Annotated in this window: 21 protein-coding genes; 8 read left to right on the top strand and 13 right to left on the bottom strand. The window is 68.7% G+C overall.

From position 1 onward, the window contains the following. Nucleotides 1-14: 14 nt before the first annotated feature. From ACVWYS_RS05775 to ACVWYS_RS05755, 5 genes are read left to right on the top strand one after another with little or no spacing between them, the layout of a single operon-like run. Nucleotides 15-1052 carry a thiamine pyrophosphate-dependent enzyme gene (locus ACVWYS_RS05775; protein ID WP_456509458.1) on the top strand — a complete coding sequence of 346 codons (1038 nt, stop codon included), beginning with the start codon at nt 15-17 and terminating at the stop codon, nt 1050-1052. Continuing rightward, the gene (locus tag ACVWYS_RS05770) at nt 1045-2088 is read left to right on the top strand and encodes an alpha-ketoacid dehydrogenase subunit beta (protein WP_456509457.1); all 1044 of its coding nucleotides are present in this window, start codon (nt 1045-1047) and stop codon (nt 2086-2088) included. Before ACVWYS_RS05775 ends, ACVWYS_RS05770 begins: the two co-directional genes overlap by 8 nt. After that, nucleotides 2081-2410 (top strand): biotin/lipoyl-containing protein, encoded by a 330-nt coding sequence (locus tag ACVWYS_RS05765; protein WP_043482513.1) that lies wholly within the window; start codon nt 2081-2083, stop codon nt 2408-2410. Before ACVWYS_RS05770 ends, ACVWYS_RS05765 begins: the two co-directional genes overlap by 8 nt. Before the next feature lie 4 nt (nt 2411-2414). After that, nucleotides 2415-3242 carry an alpha/beta fold hydrolase gene (locus tag ACVWYS_RS05760; protein ID WP_456509456.1) on the top strand — a complete coding sequence of 276 codons (828 nt, stop codon included), beginning with the start codon at nt 2415-2417 and terminating at the stop codon, nt 3240-3242. A 57-nt stretch (nt 3243-3299) separates the two neighbouring features. Further along, nucleotides 3300-4589 carry a hypothetical protein gene (locus tag ACVWYS_RS05755; RefSeq protein WP_456509455.1) on the top strand — a complete coding sequence of 430 codons (1290 nt, stop codon included), beginning with the start codon at nt 3300-3302 and terminating at the stop codon, nt 4587-4589. Between the two features lie 81 nt (nt 4590-4670). On the opposite strand, the gene ACVWYS_RS05750 is transcribed toward ACVWYS_RS05755, so the two are convergent. From ACVWYS_RS05750 to ACVWYS_RS05740, 3 genes are all read right to left on the bottom strand, one after another. Further along, nucleotides 4671-6002 (bottom strand): MFS transporter, encoded by a 1332-nt coding sequence (locus ACVWYS_RS05750; RefSeq protein ID WP_344368142.1) that lies wholly within the window; start codon nt 6000-6002, stop codon nt 4671-4673. Nucleotides 6003-6193: 191 nt separating this feature from the next. Continuing rightward, complete coding sequence (gene hpaB / locus ACVWYS_RS05745) at nt 6194-7648, bottom strand: 4-hydroxyphenylacetate 3-monooxygenase, oxygenase component (RefSeq protein ID WP_116766509.1); 1455 nt, start codon at nt 7646-7648, stop codon at nt 6194-6196. Nucleotides 7649-7701: 53 nt separating this feature from the next. Further along, the gene (locus ACVWYS_RS05740) at nt 7702-8253 is read right to left on the bottom strand and encodes a flavin reductase family protein (RefSeq protein WP_116766508.1); all 552 of its coding nucleotides are present in this window, start codon (nt 8251-8253) and stop codon (nt 7702-7704) included. 241 nt (nt 8254-8494) lie between these two features. Here ACVWYS_RS05740 and ACVWYS_RS05735 point away from each other — a divergent pair, with 241 nt between their 5' ends. Further along, complete coding sequence (locus ACVWYS_RS05735) at nt 8495-9211, top strand: IclR family transcriptional regulator (protein ID WP_116766507.1); 717 nt, start codon at nt 8495-8497, stop codon at nt 9209-9211. Nucleotides 9212-9267: 56 nt separating this feature from the next. Here the strand turns inward: ACVWYS_RS05735 and ACVWYS_RS05730 are convergent, their stop codons facing one another. The 6 genes from ACVWYS_RS05730 to ACVWYS_RS05705 all read right to left on the bottom strand — a co-directional run bounded on the left by ACVWYS_RS05730 (nt 9268) and on the right by ACVWYS_RS05705 (nt 17050). Beyond that, complete coding sequence (locus ACVWYS_RS05730) at nt 9268-10647, bottom strand: MFS transporter (RefSeq protein WP_456510277.1); 1380 nt, start codon at nt 10645-10647, stop codon at nt 9268-9270. A gap of 183 nt (nt 10648-10830) precedes the next feature. After that, nucleotides 10831-13899 carry an AAA family ATPase gene (locus ACVWYS_RS05725; protein ID WP_456509454.1) on the bottom strand — a complete coding sequence of 1023 codons (3069 nt, stop codon included), beginning with the start codon at nt 13897-13899 and terminating at the stop codon, nt 10831-10833. Then, complete coding sequence (locus ACVWYS_RS05720; protein WP_456509453.1) at nt 13896-15116, bottom strand: exonuclease SbcCD subunit D; 1221 nt, start codon at nt 15114-15116, stop codon at nt 13896-13898. Before ACVWYS_RS05720 ends, ACVWYS_RS05725 begins: the two co-directional genes overlap by 4 nt. 62 nt (nt 15117-15178) lie before the next feature. After that, a complete protein-coding gene (locus ACVWYS_RS05715) occupies nt 15179-16195 on the bottom strand; it encodes an MIP/aquaporin family protein (protein ID WP_456509452.1) in 1017 nt (338 codons plus the stop codon). 160 nt (nt 16196-16355) lie between these two features. After that, on the bottom strand, nt 16356-16697 hold the full coding sequence (locus ACVWYS_RS05710) for a DUF202 domain-containing protein (protein ID WP_344368154.1): 342 nt from the start codon (nt 16695-16697) through the stop codon (nt 16356-16358). Beyond that, complete coding sequence (locus ACVWYS_RS05705; protein ID WP_091253459.1) at nt 16694-17050, bottom strand: YidH family protein; 357 nt, start codon at nt 17048-17050, stop codon at nt 16694-16696. The genes ACVWYS_RS05710 and ACVWYS_RS05705 overlap by 4 nt, the downstream gene beginning before the upstream one ends. A 155-nt stretch (nt 17051-17205) precedes the next feature. On the opposite strand from ACVWYS_RS05705, the gene ACVWYS_RS05700 reads away from it, so the two are divergent. Next, nucleotides 17206-18372 carry an ADP-ribosylglycohydrolase family protein gene (locus ACVWYS_RS05700; protein ID WP_456509451.1) on the top strand — a complete coding sequence of 389 codons (1167 nt, stop codon included), beginning with the start codon at nt 17206-17208 and terminating at the stop codon, nt 18370-18372. 404 nt (nt 18373-18776) lie between these two features. Here the strand turns inward: ACVWYS_RS05700 and ACVWYS_RS05695 are convergent, their stop codons facing one another. Together ACVWYS_RS05695 and ACVWYS_RS05690 are read right to left on the bottom strand one after the other, a co-directional pair. Continuing rightward, the gene (locus tag ACVWYS_RS05695; RefSeq protein WP_456509450.1) at nt 18777-19328 is read right to left on the bottom strand and encodes a DUF4395 domain-containing protein; all 552 of its coding nucleotides are present in this window, start codon (nt 19326-19328) and stop codon (nt 18777-18779) included. Between the two features lie 116 nt (nt 19329-19444). After that, a complete protein-coding gene (locus ACVWYS_RS05690; protein WP_116766499.1) occupies nt 19445-20473 on the bottom strand; it encodes an exonuclease domain-containing protein in 1029 nt (342 codons plus the stop codon). A 116-nt stretch (nt 20474-20589) separates the two neighbouring features. On the opposite strand from ACVWYS_RS05690, the gene ACVWYS_RS05685 reads away from it, so the two are divergent. Next, entirely contained in the window at nt 20590-21357 is a 768-nt protein-coding gene (locus tag ACVWYS_RS05685) for a VTT domain-containing protein (RefSeq protein WP_091253452.1), read from the top strand. A 101-nt stretch (nt 21358-21458) separates the two neighbouring features. On the opposite strand, the gene rdgB is transcribed toward ACVWYS_RS05685, so the two are convergent. Together rdgB and rph are read right to left on the bottom strand one after the other, a co-directional pair. Then, complete coding sequence (rdgB, locus tag ACVWYS_RS05680; protein ID WP_344368158.1) at nt 21459-22136, bottom strand: RdgB/HAM1 family non-canonical purine NTP pyrophosphatase; 678 nt, start codon at nt 22134-22136, stop codon at nt 21459-21461. Continuing rightward, a complete protein-coding gene (gene rph, locus ACVWYS_RS05675) occupies nt 22133-22891 on the bottom strand; it encodes a ribonuclease PH (protein ID WP_344368159.1) in 759 nt (252 codons plus the stop codon). The genes rdgB and rph overlap by 4 nt, the downstream gene beginning before the upstream one ends. Between the last annotated feature and the right edge of the window lie 59 nt (nt 22892-22950).

The raw sequence follows: 22950 nt of genomic DNA, 5'->3' as shown, positions 1-22950 counted from the left end.
CTAGGGTCACAGGCATGGACACACTTCTCCCCGTGGCTTCCGGCGCCGATGCCGGGGCCCTTACTGCCGATGAGCTCCGCGAGCTCTATTCGCTGATGGTGGCCGTCCGGCACCTCGACACCTCGGCCATCGCCTGGCAGCGGCAGGGCATCATCCCCGGCTACGCGCCCGAACTCGGCCAGGAAGCCGCCCAGGTGGGCAGCGGCTACGCCGTGGACACCACCCGCGACTTCGTCTTCCCCACCTACCGTGAGATGGGCGTCGCCCGCACCATGGGCGTGGACATGGTGGCCTACATGTCCACCCACAAAGCCACGTGGCATGGCGGGATGTACAACCCGATGGAATCCCGGCTGGCCCCGATCCAGGCGGTCGTCGCAGGTTCCGTGCTGCACGCCGTCGGCTGGGCCCACGGCCAGACGCTGGACGGGAAGGACGGCGTCGCCCTGACGTATTTCGGCGACGGCGCATCGTCCCAGGGCGATGTCCATGAGGCCATGAACTTCGCCGCCGTGATGAAGGCGCCCGTGGTGTTCTTCATCCAGAACAACGGGTGGGCCATCTCCGTGCCCACCGAACGTCAGGTGGCCGGTGGTTCCGTCGCCGCCCGCGCCGCCGGGTACGGCATCCCGGCACTGCACATCGACGGCGACGACGTCGCCGCCGTCGTCGAGGCAACCCGCCGCGCCTTCGCGCACGCCCGGGCCGGCAGCGGACCCGTTGTGATCGAGGCGATGACCTACCGCCGCGGACCGCACTCCACCTCCGATGATCCGGGCCGCTACCGCTCCCTCGACGAGGAGCGCGACGGCGCCGGCATCGATCCGCTCGAACGGCTCCGCCAGCGGCTGCTCGCGGACGGCATCGCCGACGAGGCCTTCTTTGCGGAGGCCCTCGCAGCGGCCAAGGCCGAAGAGGAACAGATCCGTACCGGCGTCCAGGCGCTCGGATCCCGGCCCGGCACTGAAATGTTTGACCTGGTCTTCCAGGAAACCACCCCTGCCCTGCAGGCCCAGGCCGCCAGCTGGCGCGAGGAGTCCGAACATGTCTAACTCGATGCTTGAAAGTGATGCTGTGGTGGAAAGTCCCGCATCAACCACCGTGATGTCCATGCAGCAGGCGCTCAACCGCGCCCTCGACGAGGTCCTGGCGGACAACCCGAGAACCCTGATCTTCGGCGAGGACTGCGGCCGGCTCGGCGGCGTCTTCCGGATTACGGACGGCCTGCAGGCCAAGCACGGCCCGCAGCGGGTCTTTGACACCCCGCTGGCGGAATCCGGCATCCTCGGCATGTCCGTCGGCCTGGCGATGGCCGGCTTCCACCCCATCCCCGAGGTCCAGTTCGACGGCTTCGCCTACCCGGCCATCAACCAGATCGTGTGCCAGATCGCCCGGATGAACTACCGCAGCCGGGGCACCATGCCCATGCCGATCACGCTGCGCGTGCCCAGCTTTGGCGGCATCCGGGCACCCGAACACCACGGCGAAAGCCTCGAGGCGCTCTTTGCCCACGTCCCGGGCCTGAAGGTCGTCTCGCCGTCGAACCCGCACGAGGCCTACCACCTGCTCAAGTACGCCGCGACGCGGCCGGACCCGGTCATCTTCATGGAACCGAAGTCCCGCTACTGGCAGAAGGGCGAGGTCGACCTCGCCAGGCACGATGCGGCCGGGGTCTCCCCCACCGGGGCCAAGGTCATGCGCGAGGGCCGCCACCTGACGCTCGTCGCGTGGGGCGCCATGGTGGCCCGCTGCCTGCAGGTGGCCGAGCTCGCCGCGGAAGACGGGATCGATATCGAGGTCCTGGATCTGCGCTGGCTCAAGCCGATCGACGCCGAGGCGCTGGCCGCCTCCGTGCGCAAGACGCGCCGCGCCGTCGTCGTCCATGAAGCGCCGCTCACCTCGGGCCTCGGCGCCGAAGTGGCGCAGCTGATCACACAGAGCTGCTTCGGCACGCTCAAGGCGCCGGTGGAGCGCGTCACCGGCTTCGACGTCCCGTATCCCTCGGGCGATCTGGAAGACGAATACATCCCGAACATTGACCGGATCCTCTTCGGGATCCAGCGAGTATTGGAGTACAAACGTGGCTGAAATTTCCTTCCCGCTGCCGGATCTCGGCGAGGGCCTGATCGAAGCGACCGTGCTGGAATGGCTCGTTTCCCCGGGAGACCAGGTGGAGCGCAACCAGCCGCTCGTGGAGGTCGAAACCACCAAATCGGCCGTTGAATTGCCCAGCCCGCAGGCAGGTAAAGTGGTGCGTATCCACGGCGGGCCCGGTGACAAGATCAATGTCGGCGAGCCCCTGATTGTGTTCGAGGTCCCGGACAATACCGCCGGCATCGTGGGCACGGTCCCGAAGGAAGAGGCACCGAAGCGCCGGGTCCGCCTGAGCGCCGTACTTGATGAGGACTGACACCATGAGCGGCAGACACACCGGCGAACAGCATTCCCACACCGTGGAGGGCACCGACCCCCAGCTGTATGTGGAGGTGCATGAGCCCCAGAACGACGCCGGGCTCCGTCCGATCCTGCTGCTGCACGGGTTTTCCTCCTCCTCCAAGCTCAACTGGGAGGACACCGGCTGGCTCACCGCACTCCTGGACGCCGGCCGGCGCGTCATCACCGTGGACCTGCCAGGTCACGGCCGCAGTGGCGCCCCCGAGGACATGGACTCCTACTCCCCCAGCCGGATCCGTGCGGACCTGCTCCAGATCGCGTTCGATGCCGGCGCGCGCCCCCTGCGCGACGGCGACCCGTCCAGCGGGCTCGACGTGATCGGCTATTCGCTGGGGTCCCGGCTGGCCTGGGAGTTTGGCGCCACCCAGCATGAGCTCGTGCACCGCCTGGTGCTGGGCGGGCCGAACACCGCGGATCCGCTGGCGGACTTTGACCTCGTGGCCGCGCAGCGGTACCTGGCCGACGGCACTCCGATCGCCGACGCATCGACCGCCGAACTGCTGAAGATGGCCCAGTTGCTGCCCAGCAACAACATTTTCGCGCTGCTCTCGCTCGTGGAGGCCATCAAGGGCGAGCCGTTCGATCCTGCTGAGGCAATCCCGCCCATGCCGATGCTGCTAGTGGCCGGGGAGAAGGACGACCGCGCTGCTTCCATGCCGAACCTCGCCGCCCTGGGGGCCAAGTCCGGCGCCATGGTGGAGCAGCTCACCCTGCCCGGCCGTAACCACACCAACGCCGTCACCAGCCGTGCCTTCAAGCAGGGGGCCATCAGCTTCCTGGCCGTCTAGGGCCTCCAAAGGCGCAGTGCCCAACCTTTTTGCAAGGTGCGCGTCCTAACGTGCCTCATGGCTGAAATCGGACGCCGCTCAATGTTGGGTTTAGTCGCAGCGACATCGCTGCCGGCCGTTCTCCCGGTCCTGGGCGCTCCACCAGCTGCCGCCGCCGTGACCACGCCCGAAGCACTGCTGGCCCCGGTCGCCTACGCGGTCCCGGACCGGGCACCCTTGACTGCGACCACCCTCACGGGAACGTCCCGGCTGCAGTCGGAGATCATGGTGGCCATGGACAGGAACCGGGTCCGGGGATGGAACTGCTACAGCGGCACTTTGAAGGAAACCCGGGACGAAGGGCTGACCTGGACAACTGTCAGGACGTTTGCCGGGGAGTTCGTCGAAGCCGTCCTTCCCCTGGACAACGGCGAGCTGCTGGTGTTCGTCCTGATTACGGCCACCAACATGCGGCGCGCATATGTGTCCAGCGGCTACGGGTCCGGCTCGGCCTCGTGGACGGTGGTCCTGAACGGGTCCAATCCCCAGGTCAAGTTTGCTTCCGCCTGGGGGCTCGCCGTCCACGACAACATTGTCCTGGCCAACGAATACGGACCGAAATCCGGTTACACGTGGTCCGGTGGCACGGAAATTATCGCCGAGGGCAAGAACGCGCGCTACACGTACCTGTCCCTGGACTACGGCAGGACGTGGACGACAATCTTTGACCTGAATGCATGGCTGACGGCAAAGGGCCGCAGCACGAAGGGGCATCACCTTCACGGAGTGGCCTGGGATCCCTACTGGGACCGTATCTGGCTTAATTTTGGGGACAACATGTCCGGAGCCGGCTCCAACGGCGTCCTCTACTCCGACAACCTCGGGGCAACATGGCAGGAAGCCCACTACTTCTCGGGTACGAACGGAACGCAGACTGTGGGCATTCTGCCCCTGCCCCGCTGCGTCCTCCTGGCGGGGGATGTCAATCCTTCCGGACTGCACCGGATCAATCGCACCGAGGGCAAAATTCACACAGGGCAGTACACGCTGGATCTCGCCTATGACGCGCCGGCAAGTCTGGGTATGCATCTGTGCCAGGGCATCAGCCGGATCAGGCGCGTGGGGGATGACGCGCCGGCCTTTTTTGGCTTCTGTCCCGATGTTGCCTCCGGGTACTCCTTTGTCATCGCAACGTTCGACGGCTACACGGTGACCGAAGTCTGGCGGGACAAGGATGCCCGGCCTGCCGGCCAAGGTATCCGGAACGTCCTGGGCCCGACCTTGCGCGGAGACCTCATCGTCGCCTCAAACGACGGCAGGGTGGCCGGGAAATGGTCCCAGTTCAAGGGCAGCGCCCCCGGGTACTAGAACAGCAACGCGGGGCCACTTGCGGCCCGTCCGAATGGTTCGGATGTCCCGCAGGTGACCCCGTGTCGCTGTTGTGCGGTTCTAGTGCTTGCTGAGGCCCAGCGGGCGGCCGCGGGTTTCGCCGGCCAGCAGGACGCCGACGGCGGAAATGACGCACAGGATCATGATGTAGATGCCGATGGAGCCGGTCCAGTGCGTGCCCTGCAGGAGCGCTTCGGCGATCATGGCCGCGAAGGCGCCGCCGAGGATGGCGCCGAACGCGTAGCCGATCGAGATGCCGGAGTAGCGGACCTTGGCCGGGAACATCTCGGCGTACATGGCGGACATGGGGCCGTAGGACAGGCCCAGGCCGATCGTGAGGACGAACAGCGCCACGCCGTAGAGCACGATGTCCTTGGTGTCGATGAGGGCGAACATCGGGATCATCCAGGCGAAGACGATCGCGTAGCCGAGCAGGAACGTCTTGACGCGGCCGATCTTGTCCGAGAGCCAGCCGCCGACCAGCGTGAAGATCAGCCAGCCGAAGGAAGCCAGCGTGGTGGCCAGCAGGATCTGCGGGGTCTGCATCTTCAGCGTCTTGGTGGCGTAGGAGATGAAGAAGGCGATCAGCAGGTAGCCGGCGGCGTTGTTGCCGATGAAGATCATCGTGGAGTAGAGGACGGCCTTTTTGTGCTTGCGGATCAGTTCGCCGAGGGGGGCCTTGCTCTCTTCCTTGCGGTCTTGCATCTCCTTGAAGACGGGGCTTTCGGACACGGCGCGGCGGATCAGGTAGCCGACGACGATCAGCACGATGGAGAGCAGGAACGGCACACGCCAGCCCCAGGAGGCGAAGTCGTCCTTGGACATGCTGGTGTTCAGGAAGAACAGCAGACCCGTGGCGAGGATCATGCCCACCGGTACACCGATCTGCGGGTAGGCGCCGAAGAGGCCGCGCTTGCTCAGCGGAGCATGCTCCACGGCCATCAGCGCGGCGCCGCCCCATTCACCGCCGGCCGAGAAGCCCTGGATGACGCGGAGCGTGATGAGCAGGATCGGGGCCCAGACGCCGATCTGCGCGTAGGTGGGCAGCATGCCGATCAGGGCCGTAGCGGCACCCATCATGACCAGCGTAAAGACGAGCATGGCCTTGCGGCCGAGGCGGTCGCCCAGGTGGCCGGCAACGATCGCGCCGAGCGGGCGGAACAGGAAGCTGATGCCGATGAGGGCAAAGGACAGGATCTGTGCCAGGCCGGGGTTGGATGCGTTCAGCGGGGCCAGGAACAACGGTGACAGCAGCGTTGCCGTCAGCTGGGCAAAAATAAAGAAGTCGTACCACTCGATGGTGGTGCCGACCAGCGTCCCGGCGAGGACCTTGCGTTCCTCATGTTTGCTGCTGGGACCCGCTACTGAATCTACGGAAGAAGTTACGGTCATTGGAACTCCGTTGCTGGGGGCAGAGGTACTGCCCGGGGTGGGTGCGAAGTGACTAGCTGGTGCCTCGTGGAACTCGTGCCGCAGGAGCTGCGGATCACTCTAATTACTGATCGAACGGTCAGTTGGTATGTAGGATACTACTATGAAAATGTGATATCCCGCACACATTTCCGGGGTGCGTCTTGCGCGCCTCAGTCGGTGCGGGCGAGGAAGTCGCGGATCCGGGCGCGGACCGGCTCACGGTCGTAGCTGTTCACGAGGGCGCCGGCCATGCGGACGGGGTCCCCGAAGAAGAAGTACTCATAGAGCGACTGCCGGCCGGAGAACCCGGAAATCGAGGCGTCGAAAGCCAGCTTGAAGAGCCGGACGCGCTCGGGACCGGTCAGGGTTTTGCCCTGCAGGTACAGCTCGATGTCCGCGCGGGCCTCGCTGTTCACGTCCGCCTCGCCCGGCAGCGCCATGAGGCCCGACGCCGAGAACTTGCGGATGATCTGCGGGAAGCGCTGGGCGATCTTCGGGTACCAGTTGCGGGCGGCGTTCAGGGTGGACCACTTGGGCAGCATGACGCCGGCGTCGTTGAGCTCGGCGTCGGCCTCGGAGGCACGGACCAGCGCCCGGCCGATTTCGACGTCGATAATCAGCTCCGCGATGTCCTCCTGGATGTGCTGGAAGCCGTCGATGCCGATCGATTCGGCCAGCTCGGATGCCAGGCCCAGGAAGAACTCGCTCTTGGCAATGGTGCGGGTGACCACCTGGTGGGTCATGAGCGCGCCGGCGCCGGTTTCGGAGTAGAAGCTGTTGCACAGTTGCGGGTTGCCGAGCATGAAGATGCGCTCGTTGGGCACGAAGACGTGGTCGAAGACCGCGACGGCGTCCATTTCCTCATAGCGGGAGGCGAGCGGCTCGTCGTGGGTGCTGCCGCCGTTGTAGAGCGAGGTACGGCAGAGGTACCGCAGGCCCGGGGCATCGTTGGGGATGGCGAAGGCGTAGGAGTAGGGGGCGTCTTCCGGGGTGCCGCGGAGCACCGTGGACGGGAAAACGAGGAGCTCGTCGGCGATCGGGGCGATGGTGGCAAGCATGCGCGCACCGTGGATGACGATCCCGTCCTCGCGTTCCTCGATGATCCGGGCCGAGAGCTGGCCGCCGAGCTGCTCCGAACCGGAGACCGAGCGGTTCACCTGCGGCGGGATGAGGGTGTGCGTGGCCAGGACGTCGTTCTCCCGGGCCCACTCGTAGTAGTTGCGGATGTTCTCGCCGAACTTCGGATCCGCCTGCGAGAACCACTTCTCGGCAGTGCTGAGCGCGGTGAGCGAGGAGTTCATGTAGTCCCCGGAGCGGCCAAGGAAGCCGTTGGAGGACTCGGCCCACGTCGAGATGGCCCGGCGCCGGCGCTGGAGGTCCTCAATGGTCCTGGGCACCAGGAAGGACGCGTTGACGAGGTCGCCGGTGCTCGGCGAGGTGTAAGTCAGCGCGTCCTGGTACTTCGGGTCGTGCTGCATGTCGAAGAGCCTGGCGTAGGAGCGGGCCACGTTGCGGAAGGCGGGGTGCTCGGCGATCTTCTCGCTGACCACCTCGCCGTCGATCACGACATGCGGGGTCATGGCGTTGAGCTTGTCCAGATACTGCCGTCCGGTGCGGATACCCATTGGTCTTTCTCCAGTCGTCGTTGAGCTGAGCGGTCTTGAGGGGGGTGCGGGGGCTAGAGCAGGTCTTCCATGCCCAGCTGGCTTTCCGGGATGGTGGTGAACGACCCGTTGGCGAACGCCAGGGCATCGCCGTTGCGGTAGTTGAAGTCCGCGACCTCGCCGATGTACAGGGTGTGGTCGCCGCCGTCGTAGGCCGCCCAGGGCCTGCACGCGAAGTAGGCGAGCACATTGGACAGCCGCGGTGCGGTCTCCCCTTCCACCCACAGCGGCTCGGGGCCTGGGCGGCCGGCGAAGTGCATGGCCAGCTGCCGCTGCTCGGCGCCGAGGATGTTCACCGTGAAGGGCCGGCCGGCAAGTTCATCGTGCGCCTTGGCGGTCCGGGCGATGCTCACCAGCACCAGCGGCGGGTCCATCGAGACGGACGTGAAGGAGTTGACGGTGATGCCGTGGCGCTTCGTCACCCCGTCGAAGGTGACGATCGCGACGCCGGTGGCGTACCGGCCGAGGCTGCCCCGGAAATGGTTGGCCCGCGGGTCGGCCGCCCGGCCGTGGACACGCCCGGCGCCCGGGGCATCCCCGGCATGGTCGCGAGGCTCGGCAATCATCGATGATCCCTTGGGTTCGGTGGCGGTCTTCCCAGGCTGCGCTTTCAGCGCGTGCTCTCACGGGCTGTAGTTGTCCTGGCGCTGTATCTTCTCTTGGGCTTTTTATACTTGGGCTTTTTATACGCTGGTGTTCTATAATCGAACAAATAGTTCCCATATAGAACGCTAGCGGACCGTGAGCCGGAACACAAGAGCCTCCGCGAACCCGGCTTACCGCGACCCCGCCCCTAGGATGGATCCCATGACCCCGAACGCCGGCAGCGCCCAGGCCTCCCCGTCCCAGACGCTCTCCCGCGGCATCAGGGCCCTGGAGATCCTCGCCGAAGCACAGCAGCCGCTCACCATCGCCGAACTCGCCGACGCCATGGGCGTCCACCGCTCCGTGGCCTACCGCATCCTGCGCACGCTCGAGGACCATTCGCTGCTGGTGCGCGACGACGGCGGCCGTGTCCAGCCGGGCCCGGGCCTTGCCGTCCTGGCGCGGGGCGTCTCGCGCAACCTGCAGTCCGCGGCCCTGCCGGAGCTGACCCAACTGGCCAACACCCTGACGATGAGCGCCTTCGTGGCCGTCTGGGACCGGGAGGAGTGCGTGACGCTGGTGACCGTTGATCCGCGGCACAGCGGCCCCGCCGTCGTGCAGCACCCGGGGTCGCGGCATCCCATCAGCGCCGGCGCACCGGGTATCGCCATCCAGTCCGCCTTCACGGAGCAGGAGTGGCAGTCCCTGGCCCCGGGCATCCCGTACCGGGCCGAAGCGGCCGAGGCCCGGCGACGCGGCTTTGCGGCGAGCCACGACGAGGTCATTACCGGCGTGTCCTCCCTTGCGGTGCCGCTGCGCGTGCCCGGAGGCCGGCCGGCCGCCCTCGCGGTGGTCTACATCCGCGCGGCACAGGATCCGGACGAGGTCGCCGGCGCCCTCACGGAGGCGGCCCGGCGCATCGAGGCGCAGTTGGGCTAAACGCCCGCGCCCTGGCCCGTCGTCCTGTCCCAACTGACTCGCAGCTAGGGCCGTTTTCAGCGCTCAAACCGACCATAGCTGCTAGTCAGTTGGGAGGTGTTCTTCCCGCGTTGCCGGAGGACGACGGCGGCGGCCGTCCCCAGGAGGAACAGTGCCGTCGCGGCGCACACCGGCACGAGGAACGCCGTTGAAAACCCGAAGTTTTGGGCGAGCTGTCCGGCGATGGAGGATCCGAGCGCTGTGCCTGCGACGATGCCGCTGGCCAGGGCCGTCATGACCGTGCCGAGCTTTCCGGCCGGAGCCACGAGGCCGCCGATCGCGAAGACGGTGACCATGAGCGGGCCGACGGGCAGGCCCAGGACGAGCAGCACGAGGACCATGGGCAGTGCCGTCGCGGGCAGCAGCAACAGCGGAGCAAGGCCGGCCATGAGTGCCGCGCAGGCGATCCAGCGGGCGTTGACCGTGAGGCGACGGGGCCAGTACGCGACCGAGAGGGCGGCTGCGGCAGAGCTGAGTCCCATGGCGGCGTAGAGCAGGCCCGCGAGCTCGGACGTGGCGAAGCTGGCGGAGAAGGAGCTCAGCGCTGTCTGGGTGGAGCCGAAGAACGTGCCCATGCACACCATCGCGAGCACGGGAAGGGCGACGGCGGCCAGGGTCCGGAGGCGCCGTGGCGTCGGGGCGTCCCGGTCCCGCACCCCTGCCGTCCCGGCGACGGAACCGGCAGCCGGCCGCCGGGGGGTGCGGATCACGGCATGGTGCGTGGGGTGGACGGCGAAGGCGGGTACGAGGACAACGGTCAGTGCCGCAGCAAGGGCCAGCGGCAGCCACGGCGCGAGCAGGCTGGCGAGGACACCGACCAGTGCGGGACCAAGCACGAACGTGAGTTCGTCCGCGGTGCTCTCATAGGACAGGGCGGTGTCCAGGTCCGCGGAGGTTGCGCCGGCCGCGCGGCCGGCACCGGACGGCCGGGATGTCAGTGCCATCCAGCGGACCCGGGCGAGCGGGCCGACCTGCGGGCAACTGGCCCCGGCCACGAAGGCCGCGGCGAGCGCGGGGGCGGCGGCGGATAGGTCCTGCATGCCGGAAATCAGGTACGCCGCGAGGATCAGGGCGACAATGGCCGCGGTATTGGCGATGGCGGACACCAGCAGGACTCCGCGCTGGCCGAGCCGGTCCGCGAGGACGCCCAGGACGGGAGCGCCCAGCGCGGAACCGATGCCGACGGCACCGGCTGCGGCGCCGCCCACGGCATAGGATCCGGTGACGGCGGTGACAAGGGTGAGGGCGCCGACGGTGAGCATGGCCAGCGGCAGTCGCGCGAAGAGCCCCAGCGGGATGAAAGTCCGCCCGGCCAGCAGCGGCAGGCGGGCGAAGCGGCCGCCCTTCCCGGGCGCGGGGGCGGGCAGCGCGGGGGCCTGAACGGCCGGTTCGGACATGGTGTCGGCAGAGGTGGTTTGGCCGGCCGAGGGGGTCGCGTCAAGAGCAGACGCCAATGAAGACGGTGAAGGGGACATGGTTTCCGGGTTCGTTCAATGGTGCGCATCGTCCCTCCTCCCGATGCGCGCGACCCGGTAACGAGTCCATGGTAGCTGACCCGGCGCCGCGACGGCAGGTCCTGGTCAGGCCCGGGCGTCGTCGCTGATGTGCAGGGTGGAACCGTTGCGGGCCTTGACCACCTGGAGCTGGGTGCCGATGCGTTGCTTCATTTCCGCCACATGGCTCACGAGCCCCACTACCCTGCCGCCGTCCCGGAGGCCTTCGAGGGCGTCCATGACCTGTTCCAGCGCCTGGTCGTCGAGGCTGCCGAACCCTTCGTCCACGAAGAGGGTTTCGATGTCCACGCCGCCGGACTCGTGCTGCACGACGTCTGCGAGCCCCAGGGCCAGGGCCAGCGAAGCCATGAAGGACTCGCCGCCGGAAAGCGTGGCGGTGTCCCGGCGCTGGCCGGTCCACTCGTCCACCACTTCCAGGCCGAGGCCGGACTTGGCGCCGCGCGCGGCCTTGGCATCGGTGTGCTGCAAGGTGTAGCGGCCGTCGCTCATGCCGATCAGTCGTTCCGAGGCGGCGACGGCCACCTGCTCCAGCCGGGCGGCGAGGACATAGCTGTTCAGGCTCATGCGGTAGGTGTTGTCGCCTCCGCCCCTGGCCGCCTCTGCCACGGCGCCAAGCAGCGCGGCACGGTCCCGCGGCGCCCGGCCGGCCGCGGCAAGTTCTGCATACTCGCCGGCGATGCGCCCGAGGGTCCGGACGGAATTTTCTGCCAGGCCCGCCGCGAGCTCGGCGTCCCGGGATTGGCGTTCCGCCGCCGCCGACGCGGCTTGGAGTTCTTCGAGGGCGGCCTCGCTGACCAGCTCCCCGGCGGCCCGCTCGGCGGCAGCCAGGGCGAGCTCCTCTCCGGCGAACAGTTCCTGGATCCTCGCGGCCTCGTCCTGTCCCGCCCGGATGGCGGCTTCGAGCCCTGTCGCCTCCGGAGCCGGCAGCAGGGCGGCCCGTGCCGCGGCTTCGGTGCTGAAACCTGTGGCGGGGAGCGCCTGGTCCAGCTGTCGGCGAGCCTCCGCGGTGCGGGCCCCGGCCTGTTCCAGGGCCGACTGGGCGGCGTCTGCGCGCTCCAGGATCGCTGTTGTTCCGGTGAGGGCTGCGATCCGCTCCTCAAGGCTGGCGTGGCCGGCGCGCAACTTGTCCAGGGCATGCTCGAGAACTTTTGCCTGTTCGTCGACTTCGGCGATCGTGGACTGCGTCTGGGCGATGCCGGAGGCGGCCTCGGCCTTCGCCCGCTCTGCCGAGGCGATTGCCGTCTCGAGTTCTGCCAGCCGGGCCCGGCCGGCAGCAAGGTCCGTGGCAGCGCGGGCGGCATCGTCGGCCCGTTCACGGGCAAGTGCTGCATCGGCACGGGCTTCCTCGGGAGGCGTGCTGCCGCCCTGGGCCGCCAGCACGGCGACGTCCTGCCGGGCCTCGGCGAGTTCACGCCCGAGGGCGGCCAGCGCCGCTTCTGCATCGTCGCTGGCTTGCTGTGCGGCCTTCTCGGCCTCCGCGACGGCCAGTGCAGAGGCCGCGGCCGGAGCCGGCTCCGGGTGCTCCGGGCTGCCGCAGACCGGGCACGGCACTCCGGCGAGGAGTTGGGCGGCGAGCTCGGCGGCGGCGTTGGTGAGCCGTTGTTCGCGGAGGTCGAGCCAGTGCTGCCTCAGATCCTGGTGGTCGTTCCGGGCCGCTGCGTGACGTTCCGCGATTGCCGAGGACCCGGCCTCCGCAGTGAGGTAGCGGCCAACAATCGCCACGAGTTCGTCCGCCGCCGTGGCCTCCTTGGTGCGGAGCTGGGCTTCGGCGGCGAGCTCCTCAAGGGGGACGATTCCGGTGAGCAGCGCCTCCGATTCAGTGCGCAAGGCGTCCAGGGCCGCGGCGCCGGTCCGCTGCTGTGTTTCCAGGGCCGTCAGTTGCAGGCGCAGCCGGCTGCTGCGGTCGGTGAGCCCCGTAAGCCGGGATTCGTCGGGCAGGCGCTCGGTGAGCACGGCGCGCAGTGACCGCAGCTGTCCGAGGCCGTTCCGGAGGGCTGCGCTGTCGAAGGCTTCGGGCTCGCGGCCGGTGTCCGCCCCGGCATCGACGAGGTCCAGCCCGGCGAGCTCGGGGTCGGTGACGGCCGCGGACCTCAACTGCCGGGCGGCCTCCAGCAGGGCCGTTCCCGCCAGGTCCTCGGCGCCCCGGGCACTTTCGACGGCCCGCAGCTGGCCGCCGAGCACTTCGGCTTTCCGATGCAGGCCCAGCGTGATGGCTTGTTCCGCCAGGGCGGGTGCGGCGGCGTCGGCATCATTCCGGCGCTGTTCCGCGGCGGCAAGTTTGGCGTGGCGGCTGGCCCGCGCGGTGGCGGCTTCCAGCAGTGAGGCCTGATCCGCGGCGTGTTGCCCGGCTGCCGCGGCCGCGGTCCGGCGCCCGGTCGCGACGGCTGCCGCCGCGTCGTCCAGCCAGGCCAGGAGGGCATCGGGGGCGTCCCTGCCGGGGGCATCGGCCGGGTCGAGGTCGAGTGCCGCGGTTTCGGACTCGGCCTGGGCCAGCAGCAGGTCGAGCCTGGTGGTGAGGTTTGCCATCTCCGCCTTCGCGGTCTGCGCCTGCCGGGACAGTTCCTGCTCCACCGCCTCGAAGCGCTGGGTCCCGAAGAGGCTCTGCAGCAGCTCCAGCCGGTCGGATGCCTTGGACCGCAGGAAGGCGGCGAAGTCGCCCTGCGGCAGCATGACCACGCGGGTGAACTGCTCCCGGTTCATGCCCAGGACGTCGGCGATCTCGGCTCCGGCCTCGTCATTCCGGCCGGATTTCTCCACCCACACGCCGTCGATGCGTTCGCGCAGCAGCGTGTTGGCCTGCTGGACCGTAAAGCCGTTCTTGCCCCGGGCGCTCGGCTTGTCCCAGGCAGGCGAGCGGGAAACTTCGAAGTGCCGGCCCTTGGCCGAGAACTCGCAGGTGACGCGGGGCTCGGCGGCGGCTTCCGCGTGGTCGCTGCGCAGCCGCTTACCGTCCTGCCGGGCACCGGGAACCGCGCCGTATAAGGCGAAGCAGATGGCGTCCAGGACGCTGGTTTTTCCGGCGCCGGTGGCGCCGTTGAGCAGGAACAGCCCGTGTGCGCTGAGACGGTCGAAATCGATCCGCTCCGTGCCGGCGAACGGGCCGAAGGCGGAAATCTCAAGGCGGTGGATCCTCACAGGGACACCCCTTCCAGGCGCACGGCTTCGAGGGCCTCGGCGAGAACCTTTGCTTCGGCGTCGGACGCGGGCCTGCCGCGGACGTGGTCGAGGAATCCGCAGCAGACGGAGAGGTCGTCGTCGGCCTCGGCCAGCCGGCTGCTGTAGCTGGCCTTCGGCGCCGCGCCGGGGCCGTCGGGATCGAACCCGAGCACCAGGGTGTCGGGGAACCGTGCCCGCAGCCGGTCCATCGCCTGCGCGGGGCGCGCGGCGTCCGTCAGCGTGATCTGGCAATAGGCGCCCTCCGCCCACGCGAATTCCTCCGACGCCAGGAGGTCCTCGATCTTCCCGCGCAGCACGGCAAGGGCCCGGGGTGCGTCCCACAGCACTTCGCGCACCTCGCCGATTCCATCGGCGTCGACCTCCACGAGCCAGCCGCCCTTCTTGTGCTTCGCTTCGGAGAAGGAGTAGGCCAGTGGCGAGCCGGAGTAGCGCACCGCCGTCGAGAGTTCCTGCCGGCCGTGCAGGTGGCCCAGGGCCGTGTAGCCAAAGCCGTCGAAGAGATCCAGCGGGACGGCGCCCACGCCGCCGATGCTCAGATCCCGTTCGCTGTCAGAGCTGATGCCTCCGCTGGCAAAGGTGTGCGCCAGGACCACCGAATGGACGGTCCGGGTCTCGCTCCGGCGGCTCACGTCTGCCCGGATCCGTTCGGTGGCGGCGCGTGTGACCTCAAAATGGCTCGCGGTCTCGACGCCCAGCTGTTCAGCTACGAGCCGGGGCTCAAGCCACGGGATTCCGTAAATCGCCAGCACTGGCCCTGATTGGTCCCCTGTATCCCCACCGGCATCCCCATCTGCGGCGTTGTCCGCTGCGGCATCGCCGAGAGGAAAGAGCACGGGCTGGTCCAGTTCGTTCAGCCGCGTGCGCAGGTGCACTCCCCCGCGCTCAAGCAGCCGTGAGGCGAATCCCAGCCGGATGGCGGAGTCGTGGTTGCCGCTCGTCAGGACAACTTGGGCGCCGGCTCCCGTGAGACGCACCAGCGCGTCATCGAGCAGGCCGACGACGTCGACACCCGGCAGCGCGCGGTCGTAGACATCCCCGGCGATGAGGACGACATCCACTGCCTCGTCCCGGACAAAGGTGACAAGCTGGTCGATGAAGTCGCGCTGGGCGTCCAGCATGCCGACGCCGTGGAAGGACCGGCCCAAGTGCCAGTCGGAGGTGTGCAGTAACCGCATATTCCTACGGTATCGGCTGGGGCCGACACTCTTGCGCCACCACCCCGCAGGGGTGACGGGGGTTACTCGCGGCCCTTGCGGTCGAAGAAGCTGCGGGCCTCGTCGTCCCCGGCGCGGGCGGCGCCGGCCGGCCGTGCGTCGGCCAGCTCTGCGTTGTCCATCTCAGCATTCGCCGGCTCCGCCTCATCCAGCTCTGCATTCCCGAGCTCCGCGTCAGCCTTGTCGGCGGTGGCCTGGCCAGCGGGGGCCTTGCCGGCGGACTTGCCGCGCGCGGGCCGCGTGGGACGGGCGTCCGGCCGGGGAGCTGCCGGGGCCGTCGATTGGGCAAAGCCGCGGAAGACGAGTCCGGCGATGGCCGCACCCACCACGGGCGCTACCCAGAAGAGCCACAGCTGCCCCAGCGCATCCGGACCGCTGAAGATGGCCGAGGCCGTGGCGCGGGCCGGGTTGAACGGAACATTGCCGATCGCCTGCCCAAACTGCAACAGCATCGCCATCGTCAGGCCGACCGCAAACGGGGCCGCCGCCTTGGCGGGGTTCCGGCCGGCCGTGGTGGCCAGGAAGACGGCCACGAGCAGGGCCGTGCCGAGGACCTCAACGAGCAAGACGCCGGCCATGGGGACCTGGATGATCGAGTGCTCGCCGAAACCGGCCGTCACCGTGGCAAACGCGGCCTGGCTGTCGTCAATCTTCGGCACCGTACGCAGGACGCCGAACAGGGCGACGGCGCCGAGCACGGCACCCGCGAGCTGGGCGCCGATGTACGCGGCGGCGTCGGCCAGCCCAATCCGGCCCGCGATGACGTTGCCGAGGGTGACGGCGGGGTTGAAATGGCCGCCCGAGATGTAGCCGACGGCCAGCATCGCCGCCGTCAGGGCCACGCCGGCGGCAAGTGCGGCGGGCAGCGGGTTCGACTGCGGAATGGTGAACAGCGGCACGCCCAGACCTGCGACCACGACGATCAGGGTCCCGAACGCCTCGGCGGACAGCCGGGCCAGGAGTGCCGGCCGGGGCGCATCGTCGCAGGCGGCCGGCGGCTGGACGCCGACGGTGTCGTGGGCTGGCACAGGCAGGGTCATGGTCAGGACTTCCTTCGCTGGTGGCGGCGCGCCCTGGGGCTGCAATTGCGCCGTCGCTGGCCCGCCGCCGGGTCATGGACCGGGTACGGCATCGAGCCGCCCGGAGAATAGCTTCGCCAGCAGTCTGCCAGCGGAATCTGGATGTTCGCTGGGTTGCGGCTTAGCGCCCCAGCGCTACCGCGGCCACGGCGCTGGAGGCAAGGGCCATGACGGCGGCTGCGGCCCAGCGCAGCAGCGTTGCCGAAGGCGCGGTCGTGGACCGCCGGAGTTCGTGCCCGCGGACCAGCACGCACACGCCCAGAATCAGGGTGGCGGCCATGGCGACGAATGCGCAGACGCCCAGGTAATCAACACGCCCCGAAGGACCGCCCCGGGACGCCGCGAGCGCCCAGCTGCGCCAGATCAGCAGGTCCGCCACTATCAGGGCCAGCAGGGTCCGGCGCCAGGCCAGAGACGTCCGCTCGGGCTGCAGCCCGGGATCCCGGGCCTCTTCGGGGTTCACCGCGCCAGCAGGATCAGGGCGGCAAACACCAGGGCCGCGGCCGCGACGCCGATGGTCATCACCAGCATCAGCCCGGAGAACGGCAGCTCGCGGTTGTTCCGCATGGCCGCCTCCATGAGTCCCCACCGCTGGTAGGACAGGGCGGCCAGGCCGGCGCCCAGGAACGCGAGGATGACGCACAGAATAATCCGAATCGGTGCGGGAGCAATTTCCGGGGCCAGTTGGTCAATCGCCAGGGCCCCGGCAATCAGGGCCAGGGACGTGCGAATCCAGGCCAGGAACGTCCGTTCGTTGGCCAGGGAGAATCTGTAATCGGGCGTAGTTCCGGTCTTCCGCCACGTCGGTTCGCGCATTCGTTTCCTCTGGTCATCCTGTGTGGCCTGATTGCCTTTCCTAGTCTGGCGACGGCACCACCGGCGGTTGCTTCGCCCGACCGCTGGACGGGTCCTAACAGCACCCTACCGGCGTTCATTGGGTAGTGCGCGCGGCGGCGGGTAAATTTGAAGACATGAGCACCGAGCCCGGGACCACGCCCGCACCAGCCCCACCCGGCCCGTCACACTCCCCTGCCCACGGTTCGCGCATTCACGGCTGCCTGCTGGGCGGCGCGCTCGGCGATTCGCTGGGCTACGCCGTCGAGTTCGACAGCATTTCCGCGATCCGCGCCCGGTTCGGCCCCGCGGGCCTGCAGGACTTTTCCGCTCTCGACGCCGCCAGCCCGTTTTCGGACGACACGCAAATGACGCTGTACACGGCGGACGGCCTCCTCGAGGCGCTCGAATGGGCGAACGACGGCGTGTCGGCCGACATCAACGCGTGCCTGTGGCTCGCGTACCTGCGCTGGCTGGGCACCCAGGGGGTCGCCGTGCCGGCGTCGGCCCCGGTCCAGCCGCCGCGCTGGATCGACGGCCAGGACGTTCTGAAGAACCGCCGGGCACCCGGCAACGCGTGCCTGAGCGGACTCGCCACGGGCGAGATGGGGACCGTGCAGCGGCCGGTCAACCCCGAGTCGAAGGGCTGCGGCACGGTGATGCGTTCGGCGCCGTTCGGCCTGATCCCCCACCTCGAGCCCGAGACGGTCTACAAGCTCAGCTCTGACGCCGCGTCGCTGACCCACGGACACCCCGCGGCACGACAGAGCGCCGGGGTGTTCAGCCTGGTCATCCATGCCCTGGCTACCGGACGCGGACTGCGCGAAGCCGCGGAATCGGCCCTCGCGCAGCTGTGCGGCGGCATCCTGCGGAAGGGCGAGGACCCGGACGCCGATGTGGTGTCCCGGCTGGAGGCGGCCCTGCGGCTGGCCGGGGACAAGCCGGGGCCCGGGGACAGGCTCAGCCCCGAGGACCTGGTCCGCGAACTCGGCGAGGGCTGGGTGGCAGAGGAAGCCCTCGCCGTCGCGCTCTACGCCGTGCTGGCCACCGCCCCGGGAACCGGGGCAGAAACAGCGACGGCGGCCGGTGCCGCCGAGGAGCGCGCCGAGGCCCACTTCCGCGCGGCCATCGCCGTCGCGGTGAACCACAGCGGGGACAGCGACTCGACGGCGTCGATCGCGGGGAACATCCTGGGGGCGTACTACGGCGAGCAGTGCCTGCCGGCCGGCTGGCTGGCGGCCCTGGAGGCACCGGAGGTTATCCGGGGCATGGCGTCACGGCTGGCGGCCGTCACCGGCACGTAGCGTCGCCGAGAACTTGTGCGCTTGGCGTCAGGTCTTCGGTATTCGTGCAGCGCGGGACCGTCCATCTGCCGTCACATGGGCCGGCTTTCCCGCGGGACATGCCCAGTTTTGCCTCGCCGCAACGGGCATGTCCATTCCGGGTTGCCGCATCCCTCCGGAGATGCCCGGACGTGCATCAATGCGAACGGCATGTCCATCCGCCACTGCTGTGTGCCCGGGACATGCCCAGTCGCGTCCCACTGCGAGCGACATGTCCATCCTGGCCGCAGCAGCTCGTGACATGCGCATTCGCGGTGGCGAGGACTGGACATATTGCCACTATGTCCAATCGTCAGAGCCTGCCGAGAACATGTCCGAGGCAGACTCGTCGGATCATTGGCGCGCCGGATCTCTGGCGGCGGGCCTTAGGCGCGCCGGAGCGAAATGTTGCTGCAGGCCTCGCAGACGTCCTCGGGGATGACCCCGCGGCGCTGCAGGAATCCGAAGATGGTGCAGCCGAGGCAGAACCCGGCGAATGCTTCGAGGGACGCCGCGGCGATCAGCACAGCCAGCAGGACCCATGCGGCCGGCGCGAGGCCGGCGGCCAGCAGCAACGCGGCGGCCGTCGACACGGCGGCGCCGATGCCCTGCGCGAACCGCTTGGGCGGGCCGGCAACAAGCCGCGTGCGGCCGAGCCAGGGCGTGATGACCTTGACCGAGAGCTGCGCCAGCGGCGAGATCCGCGGACCGAACAGCACGCGCAGCCAGAACCCCGCCGCGATGATGGCGAGCCCCCAGCCGAAACCGGTCAGCAGGGTCGCTGCGGACAGCACCACGACCAGTGCCGCGGTGATGCGGGCGGAGTACTCGTTCACCGGGTTCGGGAACGCGAACACCTTGCCCCAGTCAATTCCGCGCTTCGACGCCACTGATTTCGACCGAGCGGCGGGAGTCTGTGCATCCATCAGTTTGCTCATCCGCCAAGGCTACGAGCGTGCGCGCTACAGGGGGAATGATTGTTGCGCCATGTGACTGCCGGCAGGTTTATGCCGGCCCAGGCCGGCGGGGTTATCCGGGCCCCGGGCTGTCCGGTTCAGGCGGTGGCGGCGGCCACGTGCCCGCCGACCATCTGGAGGAATTCCCCCTCGGACAGGACTTCGATCCGCTGCCCGCGTTCGTGCAGTTCCAGGACGCGACGGGCCTTGCCGGTGATCCGGCCGGAGCGCAGGTCCGCGGCCACGAAGCCGTCGCCCACCACCAGGACGGTGGTGCGGGCCGTGACCCGGCTTTCGGGCCGGGCGCCGAGCTCGGCGGAGCGGATTTTGGCTTCGGGCCGGGGAATCGCCAGCTCGCCGGTGAACACGACGGTCTGGCCGAACAACGGGTGGTCGGGGCTGGCCCCGGCATTGGGTTCCGGGTTGGGACCTTCCTCCGGCCAGCCGGCAACGAACCGGCGGCCCGACGGCGCCCCAACATTTCTCCCGGCGTTTCCCCCGGCGAGCGCTTCCAGTGCGGCCAGCGTGGCCTTGGACAAAGGGTCGAGCCGGGGGTCGAAGGCCGGCTGGTGCGAGACCGCCATGCCCAGGGACAGATAGAGTTCGGCAATGCTCGCCGCCCCGTTGCGGGCGGCGATGTCGATCAGGATGCCAGCACACGCGCGGGCGTCCTCGGCCGCATCATGGTGGTTGACCAGCGGCACGCCGGCTTCCTCGGCCGCGTACGGCAGCGAATTGGACACCAGCGAGTAACAGCGCCGGGACAGCACCACCGTGCAGACGTAGTCATAGGCGGGACCGGGCAGTCCGGACACCTCCAGACCCGAGCGGATCACGCCGAGGTCGAACGCCGCGTTGTGGGCCGCCAGCACATCCCCGCCGATGAAGGCCCCGATCTCGGGGAACAGCTCCCCGAAGCGCGGCAGGCCGGCCACCTGGTCCGGGCGGATGCCGTGGATCCGGACGTTGTGGTGGTCGAAGGTGTCGTGGTTTTCCGGCGGCCGCATCAGCCAGGAGGCTTCGTCAACAACGACGCCGTCGCGGACCTTGCTCAAGCCAACAGCGCACGGTGAACCGCGGAAGCCGTTCGCGGTCTCAAAGTCGATCGCCGTAAAGTCCAAACCCACGGCTCAACTTTACCGCCCGACGGCGGGACCTCCCGCACCGGCGCGGCCGGCCCCTGCAGCACTGCAGGGGCCGGCCGGTGGCCGTCAAGTACCCTTAACGGGTGAACCTTATAGCTATGAGCGACTTTGCCGTGTCCGCCCTTGGCGGCGCCGGCCCGGTGCAGCCACATCTGGCCTCCTTCCTCCCCGACTGGCTCAACCCGCAGGTCTTCCTGGCGAATCCGGCCTTTGCACCGTGGGTGGTCCTGCTGGTCTGCGGCATCATCTTTGCCGAAACCGGCTTGCTGATCGGCTTCTTCCTGCCCGGCGACTCCATGCTGTTCACGGCCGGTCTGCTCGTGGCCACCGGCACCATCCAAGTCAACATCTGGGTCCTGACGGCGCTCATCATCGTCGCCGCGATCATCGGCAACCAGGTGGGCTACCTGATTGGGGCCACTGCGGGACCCTCCCTGTTCAACAAGCCCAATTCCAAGTTGTTCAAGCGTGAAAACGTGGAAAACGCGCACGCCTTCTTCGAAAAGCACGGCGGCAAGGCCCTGATCCTGGCCCGCTTCGTCCCGATCATCCGCACCTTCGTCCCGGTGATCGTGGGCGTCGCGCAGATGAGCAAGCGCAAATTCTTCACCTACAACGTGATCGGCGCTGTGCTGTGGGGCGGCGGCGTCACCCTCCTTGGCTACCTGCTCGGAGACAAGGTGCCGTGGGTCAAGGACAACCTCGACATCATCTTCATCGCCATCGTGCTGGTCTCCGTGATCCCGATCGCCATCGAAGTCATCCGGGGCGCCATCGCCAGGCGGCAGGCTGAGAAGTACGGCACGGACGTCGTGGAGGAGTTCATCGAGGAGCACGAGCCCGAAGAAGAGCGCAGGACCCCCTGACACACCGCACGTAAGAGGCGCCCCGCAGTGTGGGGCGCCTCTTTTGCTTTGAGCACTCTTAAGGCCGTCAGCGGGTATCACACGGCACCTGCCGCGGCGGCCTACGTCCCGGCCAGGGCCTCGACGATGGCCGGCAGAAGTGCACGGAACGCATGGCCCCGGTGGCTGATGGCGTTCTTCTCCTCGGAACTGAGCTCGGCGCAGCTGCGGTCCAATCCGCTCGGCTGCAGGACGGGGTCGTAGCCGAAGCCGCCTTCCCCGCGCGGCTCGCGCAGGAGCATCCCTTCCAGCTGTCCGTACTCCACGACTTCCCGGCAGTCCTCGGCCGCGGACCCGGGCACCGCCAGGGCCGCGGCACAGACGAACGCGGCCCCGCGGTACTCATCCGGCACGTCGGCCAGCTGAGCCAGGAGCAACTGCAGGTTCGCGGCGTCATCTCCGTGCCGGCCGGACCAGCGCGCCGAGAAGATCCCGGGCGCACCGCCCAGCACGTCAACGGACAGTCCGGAGTCGTCGGCGATTGCCACGAGCCCGGTGGCCGCCGCCACGGCCCGCGCCTTCAGGAGCGAGTTTTCGGCGAAGGTCACCCCGGTCTCGGCGACGTCGGGGGCTCCGACGGCGCCGGCATCCACGACCTGCGTGTCAACGTCGAGTCCGGGCACCTGGCCGCGCAGCAGCTCGCGGAGTTCCCGCAGCTTGCCTTTGTTATGGGTGGCGAGGACCAGCCGGGGCGCCGTGCTGCCGGCATCCCGCAGGTCCGTGGAGGGCGCCTCCGTCACGGGGCTTCCGCCAGGGTGTCGCGCTGGATGGCGGCGAGCTGCTCCGTGCCCAGCAACGCCAGATCCAGGAGCTTGTTCAGCTCGTCGCGGTCGAAGGGCGCGCCCTCGGCGGTGCCCTGGACTTCCACGAATTTTCCGGAGCCGGTCACCACGACGTTCATGTCCGTCTCGGCGCGCACGTCTTCGACGTAGGGCAGATCGAGCATCGGCACGCCGTCGATGATGCCGACGGACACCGCGGCGATGGTGTCGATCAGGGGCTCGGCGTTCTTGGCGATCATCTTCTTCTCGCGCGCAAAGCGGATGGCGTCCGCGAGGGCCACGTAGGCGCCGGTGATGGCCGCGGTGCGCGTACCGCCGTCGGCCTGCAGGACGTCGCAGTCCAGTACGATCGTGATCTCGCCGAGGGCCTTGGTGTCGATGATGGAGCGCAGTGAGCGGCCGATCAACCGGGAGATCTCGTGCGTGCGGCCGCCGATTTTCCCCTTGACCGATTCACGGTCGGATCGGGTGTTCGTGGCCCGGGGCAGCATGGCGTATTCGGCGGTGACCCAGCCGCGGCCCTCGCCCTTGAGCCAGCGCGGGACGCCCTCCGTCAGGGAGGCCGTGCACAGCACGCGCGTGTTGCCGAACTCGATCAGGGCCGATCCCTCGGCCTGCTTGGACCAGCCGCGCGTGATGCTGATCGGGCGCAGCTGATCGGGGGTGCGGCCGTCGGCGCGGATGACGGGGACAGTAGGAGCTTGGGAAGTCATGTCTTTAGCTTATCGACTTGCCCGGCCCCGGCTGTGCCGGCGTCGAAACCGTGCCGGCG

The organism is Arthrobacter sp. TE12231 (assembly GCF_054062895.1).
Note: the sequence above shows the minus strand (reverse complement) of the source record. Positions and strands in the feature narration are given on the sequence as shown.